This window comes from Frateuria aurantia DSM 6220, assembly GCF_000242255.2.
Taxonomy (GTDB): domain Bacteria; phylum Pseudomonadota; class Gammaproteobacteria; order Xanthomonadales; family Rhodanobacteraceae; genus Frateuria; species Frateuria aurantia.
Window position 1 is genome coordinate 205,479 of record NC_017033.1, and the last position, 17,252, is coordinate 222,730.

A 17,252-nucleotide genomic window follows, 5' to 3' on the forward strand; every position below is an offset into this window, starting at 1 on the left:
CCCGTATCGCGGAGATACGGGCCGGGTCCGGTGTTCAGCCTTCCAGGATCCGGTTGACGATCTCGGCGAGATTGCGCGAGAGCTGCGGCCGGGCGGCCAGCTCCCGCAGCATGGCGTGGGCTGCCTCGCGACGTCCGGACTCCAGCCGCCGCCAGCCGTTGAGTGCCGTCGCCAGCCGGGCGGCGACCTGTGGATTGAGAGCATCCAGGACTTGCAGTTGGTGGCTGACAAAAGCATAGCCCTTGCCATCGGCACGGTGGAAGCCGCTGGCATTGGCGCGGGCGAAGATGCCCAGCAGTGACATCACCCGGTTCGGGTTCTTCAGACTGAAGGCCGGGTCAGCCGCCAAGGCTTCGATCCGGGCCAGAGCCGCGGCACCGGGCACCCGCGCCTGCACGGCAAACCATTTGTCCATGGCCAGAGCGTTGTCGGCATAGCGACGGCGATAATCGGCCAGTGCCGGACCGGCCTCGGCGGCCCCGGTATTCAGCAGCACGGTCAGGGCGGCCAGGCGGTCTGTCATGGCGGGTGCGGTGGCGTACTGAGCCTGGGCCAGCGGAATCGCGACCTTGGCATCCAGCCGGCTCAGCAGTCCCAGCAGGACCTGCTTCAGACGGCGACGCAACTGGCTGGAGGCATCCAGCGCGGAGGTGCTCGCCGCGGCCAGGGCCTGGTAGCGAGCCAGCAGAGGTGGCAGGCCGATCCGGGCGGCGATCGCGTCGTTCAGCTGGTGCCGCAGATGATGGATGTGCTCCGGGTCGATATCGACCTGGCGCTCGGCGAGTTCGGTTTCGCTGGGCGGGCTCAGCAGTTCGGCCAGCAGGCCGGGATCGAGATCGGGCTGGGCGAACAGATCGGCCAAGGCTTCCGTCCAGGCCTGCAAGGCCGCGCTGGCGTCCTCTCCGCGATAAAGCCGGTCATAGGCCATCAGGGCCAGCTGCTGACCGGCCTCCCAGCGATTGAAGCCGTCCGGATCGTGGCGCAGCAGAATGGCCAGCTGGTCCGGTGCATAGTCCGCGTCCAGCACCACTGGCGCGGAAAAGCCGCGCAGCAGGGACGGGATCGGCGGTTGGCTCAGGCCGGTGAATTCGAAGCGCTGACGCTGGTCGGTGAGTTCCAGCACGGTTTCGGTGCCAAGATCCTGCTCCGAATCGGCCAGCCGCAGGCGCTGGGCTTGGCCATCGGCGTTGAACAGCGAGAGGCGCACCGGAATCGGCAGGGCCTTCTTGTGCGGCTGATCTGGGGTGGGCGCCGTGGACTGGGCCAGCTCCAGCACGTATCGGCCGTTGGCGGGGTCGTAGTTGCCGCGGGCCTGCAGGCGAGGCGTGCCGGCCTGGCCGTACCAGGCCAGATAGGGGCTCAGGTCGATGCCGCTGGCCTCGCCGAGGGCGCCGACGAAATCCTCGATGGTGGCGGCGCGGCCGTCATTGCGCTCGAAGTAGAGGTCGGTGCCCTGACGGAAGGCCTGCGGCCCGACCCGGCCGGCCAGCATGCGGACCAGCTCGGCGCCCTTCTCGTAGACGGTGGCGGTGTAGAAATTGTTGATCTCGCGATACTGGGCCGGTCGCACCGGATGCGACAGCGGGCCGGCATCCTCGCTGAACTGGGCGCGACGCAGGGTGGACACGTCCTGGATCCGTTTCAGCGAGGCCGAGTTCATGTCGGCGGAGAAGGACTGGTCGCGAAATACCGTGAAGCCTTCCTTCAGCGAGAGCTGGAACCAGTCGCGACAGGTGACGCGGTTGCCGCTCCAGTTGTGGAAGTACTCGTGGGCGACCACCGCCTCGACATGCAGGTATTCCTCGTCGGTGCTGGAGTCGGGGTCGGCCAGCAGGTATTTGGCGTTGAAAATGTTGAGACCCTTGTTCTCCATCGCGCCCATGTTGAAATCGTGGGTGGCCACCACATGGAATACGTCCAGATCGTAGTTGCGGCCGTAGACCTGCTCGTCCCAGCGCATGCTGCGCACCAGCGCGTCCATGGCGTAGTCGCAGCGGTCGATCACGTCGGCTTCGGCCCAGATGTGCAGCGCCACGTCGCGACCATCGGCCGTGCGGTAATCCTGGCTGATCCGTTCCAGTCGGCCAGCGACCAGGGCGAAAAGATAGCTGGGACGGGGGTAGGGATCGACGAAGCGGGCCCAGTGCCGGCCGTTTTCCAGTTCGCCGTGACCGGCCGGGTTGCCGCCGGCCAGCAGCACGGGAAAACGTTCGCGATCAGCCCGCAGCGTCACCGTGTAACGAGCCTGGACGTCGGGGCGATCGGGAAAGAAGGTGATGTGGCGAAAGCCTTCGGCTTCGCACTGGGTCAGCAGGAAGCCGGTCTCGCGGCGACCGGACAGGTACAGACCTTCCAGCGCGGTATTGGCGGCAGGCGCCAGCGCGACCCGGGTTTCCAGCACCTGGCCGTGACGCACGCCCTCGATCGTCAGCAGTTCGTGCTCGTGGCGGTAGCGGCCGGCCGGCAGCGGTTCGCCATCCAGCAGGATCTCCAGCAGTTCCAGGCCCTCGCCGTTGAAGCGCAGCGGCGCCTGCGGATCCGGCCCGGCCTGCAGCACCAGGCGCGCGCGGACTTCGCTGCGCTCGATCGCCAGATCGAATTCCAGATCGACGTCGCTCACGCTCCAGGCGGGCGGTTGGTAGTCGGCAAGACGGATGAGTGGGGCGGGCATGCCGGCGGGCTTGTTCATGCGCAGAAACCGTTTGGATGATTAACCTGTAGAGGCCCGCAGGCTACCATGGATGCCTGACGGCCTCGGAGTTCGATACATGACGCGATTTTCATCAGTTCAGGACGGATGGGGGAGCTATCCTCTGGTGCAGTTGCTTGATCATGCGAGTGGTCGCCAGCTGAAGGTGGCCTTGCATGGGGCGACCTTGCTCAGCCTGACCGGCAGCGACGGCTTCGAGCTGGCCGATGCCTATCGCGACGCCGACGAGCTGCAGCGCCGGCCCAGCTCCCGGTTCGCGGCGATGGCACCCTTCGCCAACCGCATTGCCGATGCCCGCTATGACTGGGACGGTGTGGAGCAGGACATGGCGCCCGGTCTGGCCGGCGCCGACCGCGTCGCCCGCCATGGCTTTCTGCGCAGCACCGATTACGAACTGGTCGAGACGGCCGCGGACGATCAGTCGGCCTGGCTGCTGTTGCGCAGTCAGGTGATCCGGCCGGGGGTGTTCGCCGGTTATCCTCACGCAGTGGATATCGAGATCCGGTTCACGCTGGACCCGGCCGGATTGACCGTGGATGCCGGCATGCGCAATGTGGGCGAGACATCGGCACCCTGCTTTTTCGGCTGGCATCCGTATTTCCGGGTCGGCGGCACGCCGGTGGACAGCTGGCTGCTGCAGGTGCCGGCCGAGACGCTGATCAAGGTCGATGCCGACAATATCCCCTTGCCCGGCGAACAGGCCCTGGTGCCGGTGGCCTCGCGACCAGAGCTGGATTTCCGCCAGGCCCATGCCGTCGGACCGGTGCATATCGATCAGGGATATACCGGCCTGCAGGCCGATGCCGACGGCCGGATCCGCAGCCGGCTGCGGGACCCGGCATCCGGTCGCGAGCTGGTGGTGTGGCAGGAGGCTGGCATCATGCTGGTGTTTACCGCCGATACCGTGGCTCGTGATGTCCGCCGTTCGGTGGCGCTGGAGCCGATGGAAAGCCTGGCCAATGCTTTCAACCGCGCGGATTGCGCCGGGACAGTGCGGCTGGAGTCCGGTGCCGATCGGCATTTCGTGTTCGGGGTGGAGCTGCCCTGATGGAGATGCCGGCCGGGGCGACGGATGCTGTCGTGCGCTGCCACTGGGCTCGCGACGATGCCTTGTTGCAGCGCTACCATGACGCGGAGTGGGGTCGGCCGCTGCATGATGACCGTGATCTGTTCGAATGCCTGATCCTGGAAGGAGCCCAGGCCGGACTGTCCTGGCGCACCGTGCTGGTTCGCCGCGAGCACTACCGCCGTGCCTTCCATGATTTCGATATCGACCGGGTCGCGGCGATGAGCGATGCCGAACTGGCGCATTGCCTGCTTGATCCCGGGCTGATCCGGCACCGCCTGAAGATCGAGGCGACCCGTCGCAATGCGCGGGCGGCGCAGACCCTGATTGCGACCCATGGCAGCCTGGACCGGTTTTTCTGGTCATTCGTGGGCGGCCGGTCCATCGATCAGCCCTGGTCGCATGCCGCTGAAGTACCGGCCCGTACGCCTCTTTCCGATCAGCTGAGCAAGGCACTGAAGCGTGCCGGCTTCGGTTTTGTCGGCAGCACGATCTGCTATGCCTTTATGCAGGCGGTCGGCATGGTCAATGACCATCTGCAGGATTGCGTGTGTCGTCAGGTGCAGGGGCCTCCGCCAGGGAGCGCGCCATGACCGGCGCGACGCTGAGCTGCGAGCTGGCCGATATCACCTGCTTGCGGGTGGGGGCCGTCGTCAATGCGGCCAACAGCGCACTGCTGGGCGGTGGCGGTGTCGATGGCGCGATCCACCGTGCCGCGGGGCCCGAGCTGCTCGAGGCCTGCCGCGCCCTGCGGGGCTGTCCGGTCGGCGAGGCCAGGCTCACTCCGGGCTTTGCCTTGCCGGCCGCCTGGATCATCCATACCGTGGGCCCGGTGTGGCAAGGTGGCCATCGTGACGAGGCCGAGCTGCTGGCGGCTTGTTATCGGCACTGCCTGCAGCTGGCTGGCCGGCACGGTATCCACAGTCTGGCTTTTCCCGCGATCAGTACCGGCGTGTATGGCTATCCGCGTGAAGCGGCGGCGCGGATCGCCGTCGGTACGGTCCAGACCTGCCTTGCCTCTGTTCCGGCGGTGCGGCAGGTTATCTTCTGCTGTTTCTCCGAGGCCGATCTGGCGATATATCGGGAACTGCTTGCGGTCTGATGGTGGCTGACAGCGCGGCTGTCCATCGGGTCCATGGCGATCTCGATGACTGGCCTGGCCCATGCTGCACTGCATCAATACAGCAGGCTGAACAGCTGGAAGTCTCGCCGGCTGAACGCGGAAGCCGTGATCGTGGCGATCAGACAGGTGGTGCATATGGTCGCAGTCCTACATGGATCGTTCCAAATCATTAATCTCGGCAGACCCAGTATCCCGCTGCAAAGGAATCACGGTGTCGGTCGCACGTCCTGTTCTGGCAATACCCTCTCATCTCGATCGTTCACAGCTGCTGGATCGCGCGCGACAGCGCCTGCCGCAGGCCTTTGATGCCGACGGCCATCTGCTGGCACCGATTCTGGGGCAGTGGCAGTCATCCGGTCATTGGAGTCCGGCCTGCTCGCCGATCGATGGGCAGGTCTGGGCCGAGCTGCCCCAGCTGACGGCGGAGCAGGCGATCGAGGCCGTGCAATGCACCGCGCAGGCCTATCCGGCCTGGGCCGGCCTGAGTCTGGAAGCACGGACGGCACAGGTCGGCACTGCCCTGCAGAAGCTGCGCGAGGAGCGCGATCTGCTGGCAGGCCTGCTGGCCTGGGATATCGGCAAGACCTGGCGTACCGCCGGCAGTGATGTGGATCGCTGCATCGAAGGGGTGGAGTGGTACCTGCAAGGCATCGACGAGATGCTGGCAGGCCGGCAACCGATCGGACTGGTATCGAATATCGCCTCCTGGAACTACCCGTTCTCGGTACTGCTGACCAATGTGCTGGTGCAGGCATTGGCCGGCAACAGCGTGGTGGCCAAGATTCCGGGTCAGGGCGGCGGCGTGTCGCTGACCATCGCTTTCGGTCTGTTGTTCGAAGCCGGTCTGCCGGTCAGTCTGATCGGTGGTGCCGGGCGCGCGCTGTCGCCGGCGCTGGTGGCCCATGCCGACATTGCCGGCATGGCCTTTGTGGGCGGCCGTCGCAACGGGCGTGCCGTCGGCGAGCAGCTGAAGGGCAGCGGCAAGGCATATGCGCTGGAGATGGAAGGTATCAATGCCTATGCCATTACCGGTTTCAGCCAATGGCCGCTGCTGCGCAAGCAGATCCGCGCCGGCTTCGACTACGGCAAGCAGCGCTGCACGGCTTACACCCGCTGGGTGGTCGAGCGCAGCCTGCTCGAGAAGTTCGTGCAGACCTGGCGGGAGGCCGTGGCCGATCTGCGTGTCGGCCACCCCTTCCAGGGGGAGTCCATTGATTTCGGTCCCTTGATTTCGGCCGCCAAAGTGTCCGAACTGAAGCTTCGCATCGATGAGGCCGTCAGTCGCGGTGCCCGCGTGCTGTACAGCGGCGAACTGGTCGATGACAGTTTCGGGACCGGTCAGGATCGCTCCGCGTATCTCGCCCCGCAACTGGTCATTGGTGCGCCGGCCGACAGCGAACTGTATCGCAACGAGCCGTTCGGTCCGGTTGACCTGGTGGTACCCGTCGATTCCGTCGACGAGCTGGTGGCCGAGGCCAATGCCTCCGGCGGCGCCTTGGTCGCCGCCGTGGGCTGTGATGACCTTGAGCAGGCGAAAGCCCTGGCCGGCCGGATCCAGGCCTACAAGGTCGGTATCAACGCCCTGCGTTCGCGCGGCGATCGTGATGAGTCTTTCGGTGGCCTGGGCGAGTCCTGGGAAGGTGCCTTCGTCGGCGGTCGCAATCTGGTGCTGGCCTTCACCGCGGGCGAGGAAGCGGCCCCCGGCCGCTGGCCGAAGTAAACCAGTCGGCAGGGCGGCACCGTCAACGGTGCCGCCCTGCCGCGTCAGTTCAGCGGCGCATGCGGCTGCCGCGCAGCTGGTCGGCGGGGAAGCTGGCCAGTTCGCCAGTCCCGCCGTCGCGCCGGGCCTGGCCCGGCGGCGGGCCCCAGGCATGGGCGGTGATCACTTCCCAGCTGGCGGGTATCCGCCCATCCTGCCTGAAGCGTTCATAGGCTTCGAGCATGCGCTGGTAATGGCGCCGGCCGGTCATGCCGCGCGGGCGGGCCTGGTCGGCATGGTTGGCGCCCAGGCCCTTGAGTTCCAGCAACAGCTCGCGTGGCTGCTCATAGGTCAGGGTATATCGGTCAACGTCCAGGACCGGATCCCGCAGGCCGGCATGGAGCATCGCATCGCCGACATCGTGCATGTCCAGAAAGCGGCTGACGTGCGACTGGCCATCGGCTTCGGCCCAGGCCGAACGCAATTCGTGCAAGGTGTCCGGCCCCAGGGTCGAGAACACAAGCAGGCCGCCGGGCTTCAGCACACGGGTGCATTCGCCGAACAGCCGGGGCAGATCGTCAATCCACTGGAAGCACAGATTGGAGTGCAGCACATCCACGCTGTGGTCGCTCAGCGGCAGGGCGGTGGCATCGCCGACGACACGACGGAAGGGGCGCAGCCAGTGGCGGTTGCGCCTGGCGGCCTGCAGCATCGGCAGGGCATGGTCCAGCGCCACCACCTCGGCTTTGGGCCAGCGCTGTTTCAGGCGGGCGGTGCCGCGACCGGTGCCTGCGCCGATGTCGATGACACGGAAAGGTGTCTCTAGATAGAAGTCCAGACGTTCGATCAGTGATGACTGCACCTCGATCTGCAGGGCGTCATGCCGCTCGTAGCTGCTCGCCGCTCTTGAGAAGTTGCGGCGGACTTGTCGGCGGTCGAAATGATAGTCAGACATGCGCGGATTCCGTGCCGGTGCTGCCGGGGAAGTGGCGGGCGATCACCTCGGCCAGCTCGCCGGCATGGCCGATAAAGGGCGCGTGGCCGGCATGATCCATTTGCACGTAGTCCATGCCGGCCACGGTGGCGGCGGTCCGCAGCTGGGCCGGATGCACGACGCGGTCACGTCGGCCGCCGATCCATGCGCCTGGCAGCTGCAGTTGCTTCAGCTCGGCGCGCAGGTCGGCCTGCTCCAGGATCGACAGTCCTTGCTGCAATGCCTCCAGCCGCGGCTCGCCGCGGGCGAAGGCTTCGCGGCGCAAGGTCCGCAGCTCGGCCTTGGGATCGCTGCTGCCCAAGGCCTCCAGTGAAAGAAAACGGTCGATGGTGCCGTGGTAGTCCTGTTGCAGACTGGTCGCCAGCGCTTGCAGCTGCGCCGGATCGCTGCCATGGGGCCAGTCTTCGGCCCGCAGGAAGCGCGGGGTGGCGCACAGCATGAACAGGCCGAGGATTTGCCGGCGGTGACGCAGGGCGGCTTGCATCGCGACCAGCCCGCCCAGCGACCAGCCCATCCACCAGGCCGGCGGGACCCTGGCCGCGATCGCATCGGCACAGACCTGCGGATCCAGGGACAGCGTGCTGTCAGCGGAATGGCCATGCCCCGGCAGATCGACCAGATACAGGGTGCACCGGTCTTCCATCGCTTCGATCAGGGGTTCGAAAATACCGGAATGCATGGCCCAGCCATGGATCCAGACCATGGGCACCGGCCCGCGGCCCCGGGTATCGATGGCCAGCTTCATGAGGGCTCTGCCGGCAGGGGAGCCGGTTTCAGGCCGGCATCCAGAGCACCGCGCTCGTCGAAGACGAAGCAGTTGCCCTCCCAGCCATCTGCATCGGTATATTCCAGATAGCGCAGAATGCCGCCTTCCAGCTGGTAGACATGCTCCATACCCAGCTCCTGCATGTGCAGGGCGGCCTTTTCGCAGCGGATGCCACCAGTGCAGTAGGACACCACGGTCCGCTCGCGAAACCGTTCCCGGTCGGCGGCGATGGCATCGGGGAAGCCGGTGAAACTGGTCAGTCCGTAGTCCACCGCATCGCTGAACTTGCCGCAGGCGATCTCGTAGTCGTTGCGGGTGTCCAGCATTACCACTTCGCGACCCTCGTCGTCCCGGCCCTGCTGCAGCCAGCGCTGCAGGGTTTCGGGGCTGACCGACGGAGCCCGCCCGCCTTCCGGACGGATCTGCGGATGACGCATGGTGATGATCTCCTTCTTCAGACGGATCCGCAGCTTGCCGAAGGGGGCGGTGTCGGAAATCGATTCCTTGGGGTCCAGATCGGCCAGCTTCGGATCGCGGCGCAGCCAGGCGACGATGGCGTCGATCGCGGCGCGTTCACCGGCCAGAAAGATATTGATGCCTTCCGGTGCCAGCAGGACGGTGCCTTTCAGCTGCAGGGCCTCGCAGCGCTCGCGCAGCGCTTGCTGGCGTTGTTCCAACGCATCCAGGGCAATGAATTTGTAGGCGGAGATATTGACGACGGACATAGGCATGGCAAGGGGATTCGACCCTTTCATTATAGTGGGGCCTGCGGGTGCGACGTGGCCGGCATCGGTCGCTTGCGGGGATTCATGCGCTGCACAGCAGTTCGCGATAGGCGGGGTGTCCGCTTTCATCGCTCCAGGGGTAGCCCAGCTGCTGCAGGAAGACCTGGAACTGGTTTTTCTCTTCGGGCGGAACCTGCAGTCCGATCAGTACCCGGCCGTAGTCTGCGCCATGATTGCGGTAATGGAACAGACTGATGTTCCAGTGCGGGTGCATGTGTTCCAGAAAGCGGGCCAGCGCACCGGGGCGCTCGGGAAACTCGAAGCGGTACAGCGATTCGTCATGGGCCAACGGCGAACGGCCACCGACCAGATGGCGCAGATGCAGCTTGGCCAGCTCGTCCTGGCTGAGATCCAGACTGGGATAGCCGGCATCGCGCAGGGTCTGCAGCAGCACCTGCCGACCGCCCTGGGCGGTGCGGACGCCCACGAAGATTCGCGCGTCGCCGGCATCGGCGATGCGGTAATTGAATTCGGTGATGGCCTGTTCGCCCAGCAACCGGCAGAAGCGCTGCAGACTGCCACGGCGTTCGGGGATGGTCACCACATAGACGGCTTCGCGCTGCTCGCCCAGCTCGGCCCGCTCGGCGACAAAGCGCAGCCGGTCGAAATTGAGATTGGCGCCCGAGCAGATCGCCAGCAAGGGTTCACCGGGCGATGGCAGGCCGGCGGCATACTGCTTGAGCCCGGCCAGAGCCAGCGCTCCTGCCGGCTCGGGAATGCAGCGGGTGTCCTCGAACATGTCCTTGATCGCGGCGCAGACCTCGTCCGTGTCGACCCGGATCATGGCATCGACGTGTTCCCGGCACAGCGCGAAAGTCAGGTCGCCGACCCGCTTGACGGCGGTTCCGTCGGAAAACAGGCCGACGTCGGCCATGCTGACCGGATGGCCGGCTTCCAGCGAACGGACCATGGCATCGGAATCCACGGTCTGCACGCCGATGACCTTGATCTCAGGCCGATGGCGCTTGAGGGTGGCGGCGATACCCGCCAGCAGGCCGCCGCCGCCGACGGGCACGAATACGGCATGCAAGGGGCCGGGATGCTGTTCCAGCAGTTCCAGGGCCACCGTGGCCTGGCCGGCGATCACGTCCAGATCATCAAAGGGGTGCACAAAGGTCAGGCCGCGCTGCTGGCGCAAGTGCTCGGCCGTCGCCTGGGCATCGCTGTAACTGTCGCCGCTCAACACCACTTCGACACACTTGCCGCCAAGACGGTGGACTGCATCGACCTTGACCTGGGGCGCAGTCACCGGCATCACGATCACCGCCTGGATGCCCAGTCGGGCCGCGGCAAGGGCCACGCCCTGGGCGTGGTTGCCGGCCGAGGCGGCGATCACGCCACGGCGACGTTCCTCGGTGTTCAGCCCTGCCATCTTGTTGTAGGCACCGCGCAGCTTGAAGGAGAATACCGGCTGGGTGTCTTCGCGCTTGAGCCGTACCGGCTGACCGAGCCGGCTGCCCAACAGCGGCAGGTGATCCAGGGGAGTGACGCGGGCGGCTTCGTAGACCTGGGCCTGCTCCAGGCGTTGTTGCAGTTGATCGCTGAGTTCAGACATGGGGGCGGCGGTGGATGGCGATGGAGTCATGGCATCGTGGCAGAGCCATCCGCCAGCGTCGAGTCGGGGCTCTGGTGGAACAAGCGCTCCAGCGCGTCCAGCAGCCGGTCCAGCTGGTCCATCGAGTGAGCGGCCGACAGCGTGACACGCAACCGCGCCTGGCCGGCGGGTACGGTTGGCGGCCGGATCGCGGTGACCAGAAAACCGGCCTCGGCCAGTTGCGCCGAGATCCGGCAGGCCAGACCGGCATCACCGACCAGCAAGGGCTGGATCGGCGTCTGCGAAGGCATCAGCGGCAGGCTCAGCTGAGCGGCGGCCTGCCGGAAATGGCGGATCAGCGCGTCCAGATGTTCGCGACGGCCATGGTCGGTCCGGGCCAGCTGCACTGCCGCCAGCGTGGTTTCAGCCAGTGCCGGAGGTGGTGCCGTGGAATAGATATGGCTGCGCGCGAACTGGGCCAGATCCTCGATCAGCTCCTGCGGCCCGGCGACAAAGGCGCCGGCGGTGCCGACGGCCTTGCCCAAGGTACCCATCAGCAAAGGCACCTGGACCTGGTCCAGCCCGGCGGCGGCGGCGGTACCGGCGCCGGCCGGCCCCAGCACGCCCAGGCCATGGGCGTCATCGACCAGCAGCAAGGCCCGCCGGGAGGTCGCCAGACGGCTGAGGTCGGCCAGCGGGGCTATATCGCCGTCCATGCTGAACACCCCATCGGTCGCCAGCAGGGCAGGCACATCGGGGTGAAGGGCAAGCTGCCTTGCGGCAGCTTCGGCATCGCCGTGGGGATAGCGCTTCAGCATGGCCCCCGACAATCGCGCACCGTCGAGCAGGCTGGCGTGATTCAGCTTGTCCTGCAGACAGACGTCGCCGCCACGCAGCAAGGTCTGCAGCACGCCGACATTGGCCATGTAGCCGGTGGCGAACAGCAGGGCGCGATCACGTCCGGTCCATTCGGCGAGCGCGGCTTCCAGTTCGGCATGGGCCCGGCTGTAACCGCAGACCATGGCCGAAGCCGTGCTGCCACTGCCCCAGCGGGCCGCGGCGGCGAGGCGGGCCGTGGCCAGTTCGGGGGCATGGGCCAGACCCAGATAGTCGTTGTGGCAGAACACGGTCAACCGCCGGCCACCCACCAGAGCATGGGTGGCATCCAGGTAGTCGACGCGAGGCGGGCTCCGCCATAGCCCGTCGGTGATCCGCTGCCTGCCTGCGGCATGCAGGCGCTCGCTCAGTCGCGGGGCAGGTACAGGCATGTCGATCTTGTTCCGGGTGGCGTCGACTCAGGCCGGCGGGTGCTCGCAGGCCTGTGCGGTCTCGAGAATCGAGGCATGCACAGTCTCCGATACTTCCTGGATTTCCAGAGGGTGCAGGTCCAGTCGCCGGAACAGGGCCCGGTCGGCCGCAGCCTGGGGATTGCCGGTGGTCAGCAGCTTGTCGCCGTAGAAGATGGAGTTGGCGCCGGCGAAGAAGCAGAGCGCCTGGATGCCTTCGTTCATCTGCTCGCGTCCGGCCGAGAGCCGGACCATCGAGGCCGGCATCAGCAGACGTGCCACGGCAATGGTGCGGACGAATTCGAACGGGTCCAGAGCCTCGGTGCCGTGCAGCGGGGTGCCAGGCACCTGCACCAGCTGGTTGATCGGCACCGAATCCGGATGCTGGGGCAGGTTGGCCAGGGCCTGCAGCAGGCCGGCACGCTGTTCCCGGGTTTCGCCCAGACCGACAATGCCGCCGCAGCAGGTCTTCAGGCCGGCCTCGCGGACATGGTCCAGGGTCTGCAGACGGTCGTCGATCGAACGGGTGCTGATGATCTGATCGTAGTGCTCGGGTGCGGTGTCGAGATTGTGGTTGTAGTAATCCAGACCGGCCGATTTCAGGGTCTGGGCCTGGCTGGAGCTGAGCATCCCCAGCGTGGCGCAGGTTTCCATGCCCAGACCGCGCACGGCGCTGATCATCTCGGCCACTTTTTCCACATCGCGATCTTTCGGGTTGCGCCAGGCCGCGCCCATGCAGAAACGGCTGGCACCTGCGGCGCGGGCGGCGCGGGCCTGGGCCAGCACGGCCTCGGTGCTCATCAGCTTTTCGGCCTGCACCCCGGTCTGGTAACGCTGGGCCTGCGGGCAGTAGGCGCAGTCTTCCGGACAGCCACCGGTCTTGATCGACAGCAGGGTCGAGACCTGTACCGCATCGGGATCATGGTATTGCGCATGGACAGCATGGGCCCGGGCCAGCAGCTGGTTGAACGGAATATCGAACAGCGCGCTGATTTCTTCGCGCTGCCAGTCGTGGCGGATCGAGGTGGAGGACATGGCTGGCCCGAGTTCGGTGGCTGAGCCGGGCAGTTTCGGCGGGGGCAAGGTGCATGTCAACCTGAAAATTCCATGATGGTTTACAAGAGGCCGGCCCGCGGCGCGTGATTTCCGCGCTTGTGACGAAGATTCCGGTACCGGTATCACGGCTCGCGCCGGCACCGCATGAGCCTGTGACGGGCCGGCATCCTGACGCAGAGCTCCGGGGTCTGGCCGGTGGCATATCCATTACCGCATCGCTTGGGGCAAGATGGCGGTTGTGATCAGATATCGAGAAGACCGATGAGCAATGGACAAGGTAGTACCGGCAATGTGTTGGCAGCCATCTGCAGTTTCTTTATCCCCGGTCTGGGACAGTTGGTGCAGGGGCGTCTGCTGAAGGCGCTGGTAATGGTGGTGTTGGCGGCTTTGCTGTGGCTGATCTGGATGGGCTGGATCGTCCATTTGTGGTCGATTCTGGATGCCGCCATGTACAAGCCTGGTTGATATTCTTGTCGGCATGGATGCCGTATGGAACGCCGAGACTGGCATGATCGTCTGAGGGCCCTGCTTCCGGGCCGGGTCTGCCGCCTTTGCGGCGGGCCCGGACTGGAGGATATGGATCTGTGCGCCGAGTGTCTGGCGGATTTCCCTTTCAATACCTGTTGCTGTGCGCGTTGCGGCCTGCCGCTGGCCGTGCCTCTGGCCGCCTGCGGTCGTTGCCAGCGAAAGCCGCCGGCCTGGCAACGGGCCTGGGCTCCGTTTCGATACGAATGGCCGCTGGCCGCGCTGGAAACACGGTTCAAGTTCGGGGCCGATCTGACGGCGGGTCAGCTGCTGGCCACCGCCTGGGCCCGCCTGCCCATGCCGCTGGAGCCGCCGGCGGCCTTGATCCCGGTGCCCTTGCACCGTTCACGGCTGCGCCGACGAGGCTACAACCAGGCGCTGGAGCTGGCCAAGGTGCTGGCCCGGCACCATCATCTGCCGTTGCTGGCCAGAGCCTTGCAGAGACAGCGTGCCACCGAGCCGCAGACCGCACTGGACGCACGGGGACGGCAGCGCAATCTGCGCGGAGCCTTCGCTCCCGGGCATCTGCGCGGGCCGTGGCCGGAACATGTGGCGCTGGTGGATGACGTGATGACGACCGGGGCGACGCTGGAGGCCTGCTGCCGCGTGCTGCGCGGCCTCGGAGTCCCGCGTGTCGATGTCTGGGTACTGGCCCGGGCCGCCGCGCCGCATGGCGTCGGCGGGCTCCGGGGACAGGCTCAGGGCTGGCCGGGGACCTGATGGGGGGCGGAGTCCTGCTTGCCGGCGGGCGCCGCATCCTGCCCGGCCGACGCGGCTGGAAAGACATCCGGCAGCACCAGGGTCGGATTGGCCTGGGACTGTTCCAGGGCCCGGACCTGGGCCTGCACGCTGCTCAGCTGGGCATCGGTGCTTTGCAGCTCGGCGGACAGGGTGCTGGACTGCTGCTTGGCTTCATGCTGCAGGCTGGCGATCTGCTGGGCCTGCTGCTGCTGGCGTGTGGAGGCCAGTTGCAGCTCCTGCAGGCGCTGCTGGTTCATGGCCACCAGCTTGGCCGAATACTTCTGGCCGGCCTCCAGCCGGATCGCGTCCAGCTCGACCTGGGCCAGCCTGACGGTCTGCTGGCCGAAGGCTGTGTAGACGGCCTCGGCATCGCCGTAGGTATCGGTCTTGATGATCCGCCAGAACTGCTTGTCGTGGAACATCGCGATGTAATAGCTCAGCTTGTCCGCATCGAACAGCAGGCTGGCACCGTAGTGGCCATTGTAGGTGGTCCGCATCTCCGTCAGGGCATGGGCGCTCATCAGCCCTTCGATTTCGCTGACGCTGGCGGCCGAGACCTGGCCGGCGGCCACGAAGGTGGCGGGCGCCTCATGACTCTGGCTGCCGGATTCCGCCGCGTGACTGCGGTGGGTGGGCCGCGCTTCGCTTGCTCCGGCCAGCAACAGTGCGGTCGCACCGAAAATCGCCAGATGGACGTTGCGACGTCGGACGCTCAAGCTCATTTCCGCTTCCCCGAAGATGTTCGACAAGACTGTCCGAGACGACAAGCCATGGTTGGCGCAGGACCGTGGATGGTATTGACCGCTGAGTCTAACCGGATGACCGTGGCGGAGTCTAATGGCATGGGCGGCATCATCAGTAGACAAGATGCACGGCATGGCATTGCAGGGAGTCCAAGTGAACCGTGGTCACCCCCAGATTCAGGCCCAATACGTCTTGCAGCAGGGGTGTCAGCAGCACGCTGCCGATGGCATTGAGTGCCGGCTGCAGCGCCTGCAGCAGGAACCCCAGCAGCAGCGGGACCACATTGGCGCTGCCGCTGCTGGTGTTGCCGGCCATGCCGGTGGCGAGAAGCGTGATGCAGGCATTTTGACTACCCAGCGCGCAAACGGGCCCGACCGTGAGGTCGGCCAGGAGACCGCCTACCTGGGTCAGCACGGTGCCCAGGCCATCCGCGATACCGATCGGATTGAGTGTCAGCACGCCCCCCAGCAATCCGAGCACGCCGTTCAGGGTACCGCCGAGAAAGCCGGTCAACCCAGAACTCGTGGTGGAAATGGTGTTCTGCGCCGCCCACAGCCGGGCCAGTGTCGAGCCACTGGTGGTATTCCACAGATCCTGTGCCAGCTGGTAACAGGTATTGAGGCCTTGCCCGTTGCAGCTTGCCGTGCTGCCGCCACCTGCCGTATTGACCAGCAGTGCGCCGGTCAGGGCCGTGACCAGATTGCTGACCGTATCGCCGATCAGCAGCTGGTTGCCGACGGTGCCGGATTGCCCTGCGGCCAGCGTGACCGAGCCGCTGGCGGGGAGGGCCGAGATCAGCATATGCGTATTGAGACCCAGCAGCTGGGCATTGCCAAGCAGGGTGCCGGTACCGACGCTGAGCAGTTGCTTGTTGCTGGAGGCCCCCGGTATGGCCGCGCAGGAAGATACCGTCGAAAAGGCATCGGCCTGGCTGAAATTGCCGATGCAGGTCTGCAGCAGGCTGGCGTCGACCCGGATGGTGGCGCGAGGTATGCCATCCTTGAGGGTTTCCGGATCGTCCGGATCGCATAGATCGGTCAGTGTCCCCATCGCCTGCACGACATCGATGGCGACCGGGATATCCACCTGCAGCCTGATCAGGGCGCTGACCAGATCGCCCAGCAGGGGAATGCTGCTGGCCAGAGTGTCGGTGCCGCTCTGCAAGTGCAGGAAAATCCGGATCTGGGCACTGTTGGCGGTGGTGCCTACCCCGCCGATGCCGATCGAGGGCGGCTCGATGACCGAGGCCGCTGCCGTGAGGCTGAGCAGACCGAGATTAAGGGTGGAGGCATTGGCGCCCAACGAAACGGCATGTTGCCCGGTGGCCACGCCGATGCTGGTGGCCAGCAATTGCAGGGCATCGACCTGGGCGGTCAGAGCGGTGTCGGCATTCGCATCCGGTCCTTGCAGCAGGGCAAAAATGCCCGGCGAGGTCGCGCTGGATCCCAGTTGAACCTGGAGATCGGAGACGCCTAGGCGAGCCTGCAATGCACTGAGCAGCTGGGCATTGAGACCGAGCAGACCATTCTGGCCAGCCAGCCCCACTTCGGCATCCAGCAGCTGCGACAGGCCGACCTTGGTATCGAGCAGCTGGTTGATGGTGCCCACGTCCGCCCCGACGGGGACATCGATGCCCAGGGCGGACAGCAGGCCTGAGGGCGTGATCCGGACATTGGCCAGACCGTTGTAACCGACCAGGTCAAGCTGGCTGGGATCAAGGCCGACGGCCTGCAGCAGTTGCCCAAGAAGGGCCTGATGGTTCAGCGAGGCCAGTGCCGGCGTCACGCTGAAAGCGGCGACCGGTGGACTGCCGGTGGCGATGGCGCTGGCGGTAATCGTCGGCAAATCCAGCCCCAGTGAAATCCATGGGGCGGGCGTGCGACTGACTTCGGCCTTGACGGCGTTCATGGCCGTGCCGCCGCCAGCCGTGAAGTGGTCCCCCCCGGTTTTGCTTGGATTCCATCGGCCGCATTGGGTGACGATGGTGGCGCTCGATTCGAGATGGTTGGCATCTTTGGCGTTGGCATCGGCTGCCGAATTGTCGTTTCCAGTAGTGCATTGATCCATTCGGGCCGCGCCTGCCAGCGCCGCCAGGTCGGCTATCTTCTGGGTATCGCGCTTCAGCCAGTACAGATAGCCGATCACGCTGCTGCCCAGGATCACCAGCAGGCCGATCAGGGTGAATGCCAGCGTGACCGCCATCACGCCACGCTGTCGACGAGG

The 17,252-nt window shown here is 66.0% G+C and carries 15 protein-coding genes; 6 read left to right on the forward strand and 9 right to left on the reverse strand.

Going from position 1 to position 17,252, the window contains the following annotated elements; translation table 11 throughout:
- Nucleotides 1-34: 34 nt before the first annotated feature.
- Nucleotides 35-2,689 (reverse strand): aminopeptidase N, encoded by a 2,655-nt coding sequence (pepN, locus tag FRAAU_RS00825; RefSeq protein ID WP_014401669.1) that lies wholly within the window; start codon nucleotides 2,687-2,689, stop codon nucleotides 35-37.
- Between the two features lie 79 nt (nucleotides 2,690-2,768).
- On the opposite strand from pepN, the gene FRAAU_RS00830 reads away from it, so the two are divergent.
- The 4 genes from FRAAU_RS00830 (at nucleotide 2,769) to FRAAU_RS00845 (ending at nucleotide 6,619) form a co-directional block, all read left to right on the forward strand.
- On the forward strand, nucleotides 2,769-3,758 hold the full coding sequence (locus FRAAU_RS00830) for an aldose 1-epimerase (RefSeq protein WP_014401670.1): 990 nt from the start codon (nucleotides 2,769-2,771) through the stop codon (nucleotides 3,756-3,758).
- Nucleotides 3,758-4,369 (forward strand): DNA-3-methyladenine glycosylase I, encoded by a 612-nt coding sequence (locus FRAAU_RS00835; protein ID WP_014401671.1) that lies wholly within the window; start codon nucleotides 3,758-3,760, stop codon nucleotides 4,367-4,369. The genes FRAAU_RS00830 and FRAAU_RS00835 overlap by 1 nt, the downstream gene beginning before the upstream one ends.
- Nucleotides 4,366-4,878 (forward strand): O-acetyl-ADP-ribose deacetylase, encoded by a 513-nt coding sequence (locus FRAAU_RS00840; protein WP_014401672.1) that lies wholly within the window; start codon nucleotides 4,366-4,368, stop codon nucleotides 4,876-4,878. Before FRAAU_RS00835 ends, FRAAU_RS00840 begins: the two co-directional genes overlap by 4 nt.
- A 232-nt stretch (nucleotides 4,879-5,110) precedes the next feature.
- Complete coding sequence (locus FRAAU_RS00845) at nucleotides 5,111-6,619, forward strand: aldehyde dehydrogenase family protein (protein WP_014401673.1); 1,509 nt, start codon at nucleotides 5,111-5,113, stop codon at nucleotides 6,617-6,619.
- Nucleotides 6,620-6,668: 49 nt separating this feature from the next.
- Here FRAAU_RS00845 and bioC read toward each other — a convergent pair whose 3' ends face one another.
- The 6 genes from bioC to bioB all read right to left on the reverse strand — a co-directional run bounded on the left by bioC (nucleotide 6,669) and on the right by bioB (nucleotide 12,998).
- A complete protein-coding gene (gene bioC, locus FRAAU_RS00850) occupies nucleotides 6,669-7,553 on the reverse strand; it encodes a malonyl-ACP O-methyltransferase BioC (RefSeq protein ID WP_014401674.1) in 885 nt (294 codons plus the stop codon).
- Nucleotides 7,546-8,337 carry a pimeloyl-ACP methyl ester esterase BioH gene (bioH, locus tag FRAAU_RS00855; RefSeq protein WP_014401675.1) on the reverse strand — a complete coding sequence of 264 codons (792 nt, stop codon included), beginning with the start codon at nucleotides 8,335-8,337 and terminating at the stop codon, nucleotides 7,546-7,548. The genes bioC and bioH overlap by 8 nt, the downstream gene beginning before the upstream one ends.
- Nucleotides 8,334-9,083 (reverse strand): sulfurtransferase, encoded by a 750-nt coding sequence (locus FRAAU_RS00860; protein ID WP_041270310.1) that lies wholly within the window; start codon nucleotides 9,081-9,083, stop codon nucleotides 8,334-8,336. The genes bioH and FRAAU_RS00860 overlap by 4 nt, the downstream gene beginning before the upstream one ends.
- Before the next feature lie 82 nt (nucleotides 9,084-9,165).
- Nucleotides 9,166-10,698, reverse strand: coding sequence for a threonine ammonia-lyase, biosynthetic (ilvA, locus tag FRAAU_RS00865; RefSeq protein WP_156803290.1), 1,533 nt, complete (start codon nucleotides 10,696-10,698; stop codon nucleotides 9,166-9,168).
- Between the two features lie 26 nt (nucleotides 10,699-10,724).
- A complete protein-coding gene (bioF, locus tag FRAAU_RS00870; protein ID WP_014401678.1) occupies nucleotides 10,725-11,945 on the reverse strand; it encodes an 8-amino-7-oxononanoate synthase in 1,221 nt (406 codons plus the stop codon).
- 27 nt (nucleotides 11,946-11,972) lie between these two features.
- Nucleotides 11,973-12,998 carry a biotin synthase BioB gene (gene bioB, locus FRAAU_RS00875; protein ID WP_014401679.1) on the reverse strand — a complete coding sequence of 342 codons (1,026 nt, stop codon included), beginning with the start codon at nucleotides 12,996-12,998 and terminating at the stop codon, nucleotides 11,973-11,975.
- Between the two features lie 282 nt (nucleotides 12,999-13,280).
- Here bioB and FRAAU_RS00880 point away from each other — a divergent pair, with 282 nt between their 5' ends.
- On the forward strand, nucleotides 13,281-13,484 hold the full coding sequence (locus FRAAU_RS00880; protein WP_014401680.1) for a hypothetical protein: 204 nt from the start codon (nucleotides 13,281-13,283) through the stop codon (nucleotides 13,482-13,484).
- A gap of 24 nt (nucleotides 13,485-13,508) precedes the next feature.
- The gene (locus tag FRAAU_RS00885; protein WP_014401681.1) at nucleotides 13,509-14,264 is read left to right on the forward strand and encodes a ComFC family protein; all 756 of its coding nucleotides are present in this window, start codon (nucleotides 13,509-13,511) and stop codon (nucleotides 14,262-14,264) included.
- Here the strand turns inward: FRAAU_RS00885 and FRAAU_RS00890 are convergent.
- On the reverse strand, nucleotides 14,243-15,001 hold the full coding sequence (locus FRAAU_RS00890) for a DUF2968 domain-containing protein (protein ID WP_052317755.1): 759 nt from the start codon (nucleotides 14,999-15,001) through the stop codon (nucleotides 14,243-14,245). The two genes, FRAAU_RS00885 and FRAAU_RS00890, sit on opposite strands and share 22 nt — an antisense overlap.
- Before the next feature lie 139 nt (nucleotides 15,002-15,140).
- Nucleotides 15,141-17,231, reverse strand: coding sequence for a TadG family pilus assembly protein (locus FRAAU_RS00895; protein WP_014401683.1), 2,091 nt, complete (start codon nucleotides 17,229-17,231; stop codon nucleotides 15,141-15,143).
- Nucleotides 17,232-17,252 lie beyond the last annotated feature (21 nt).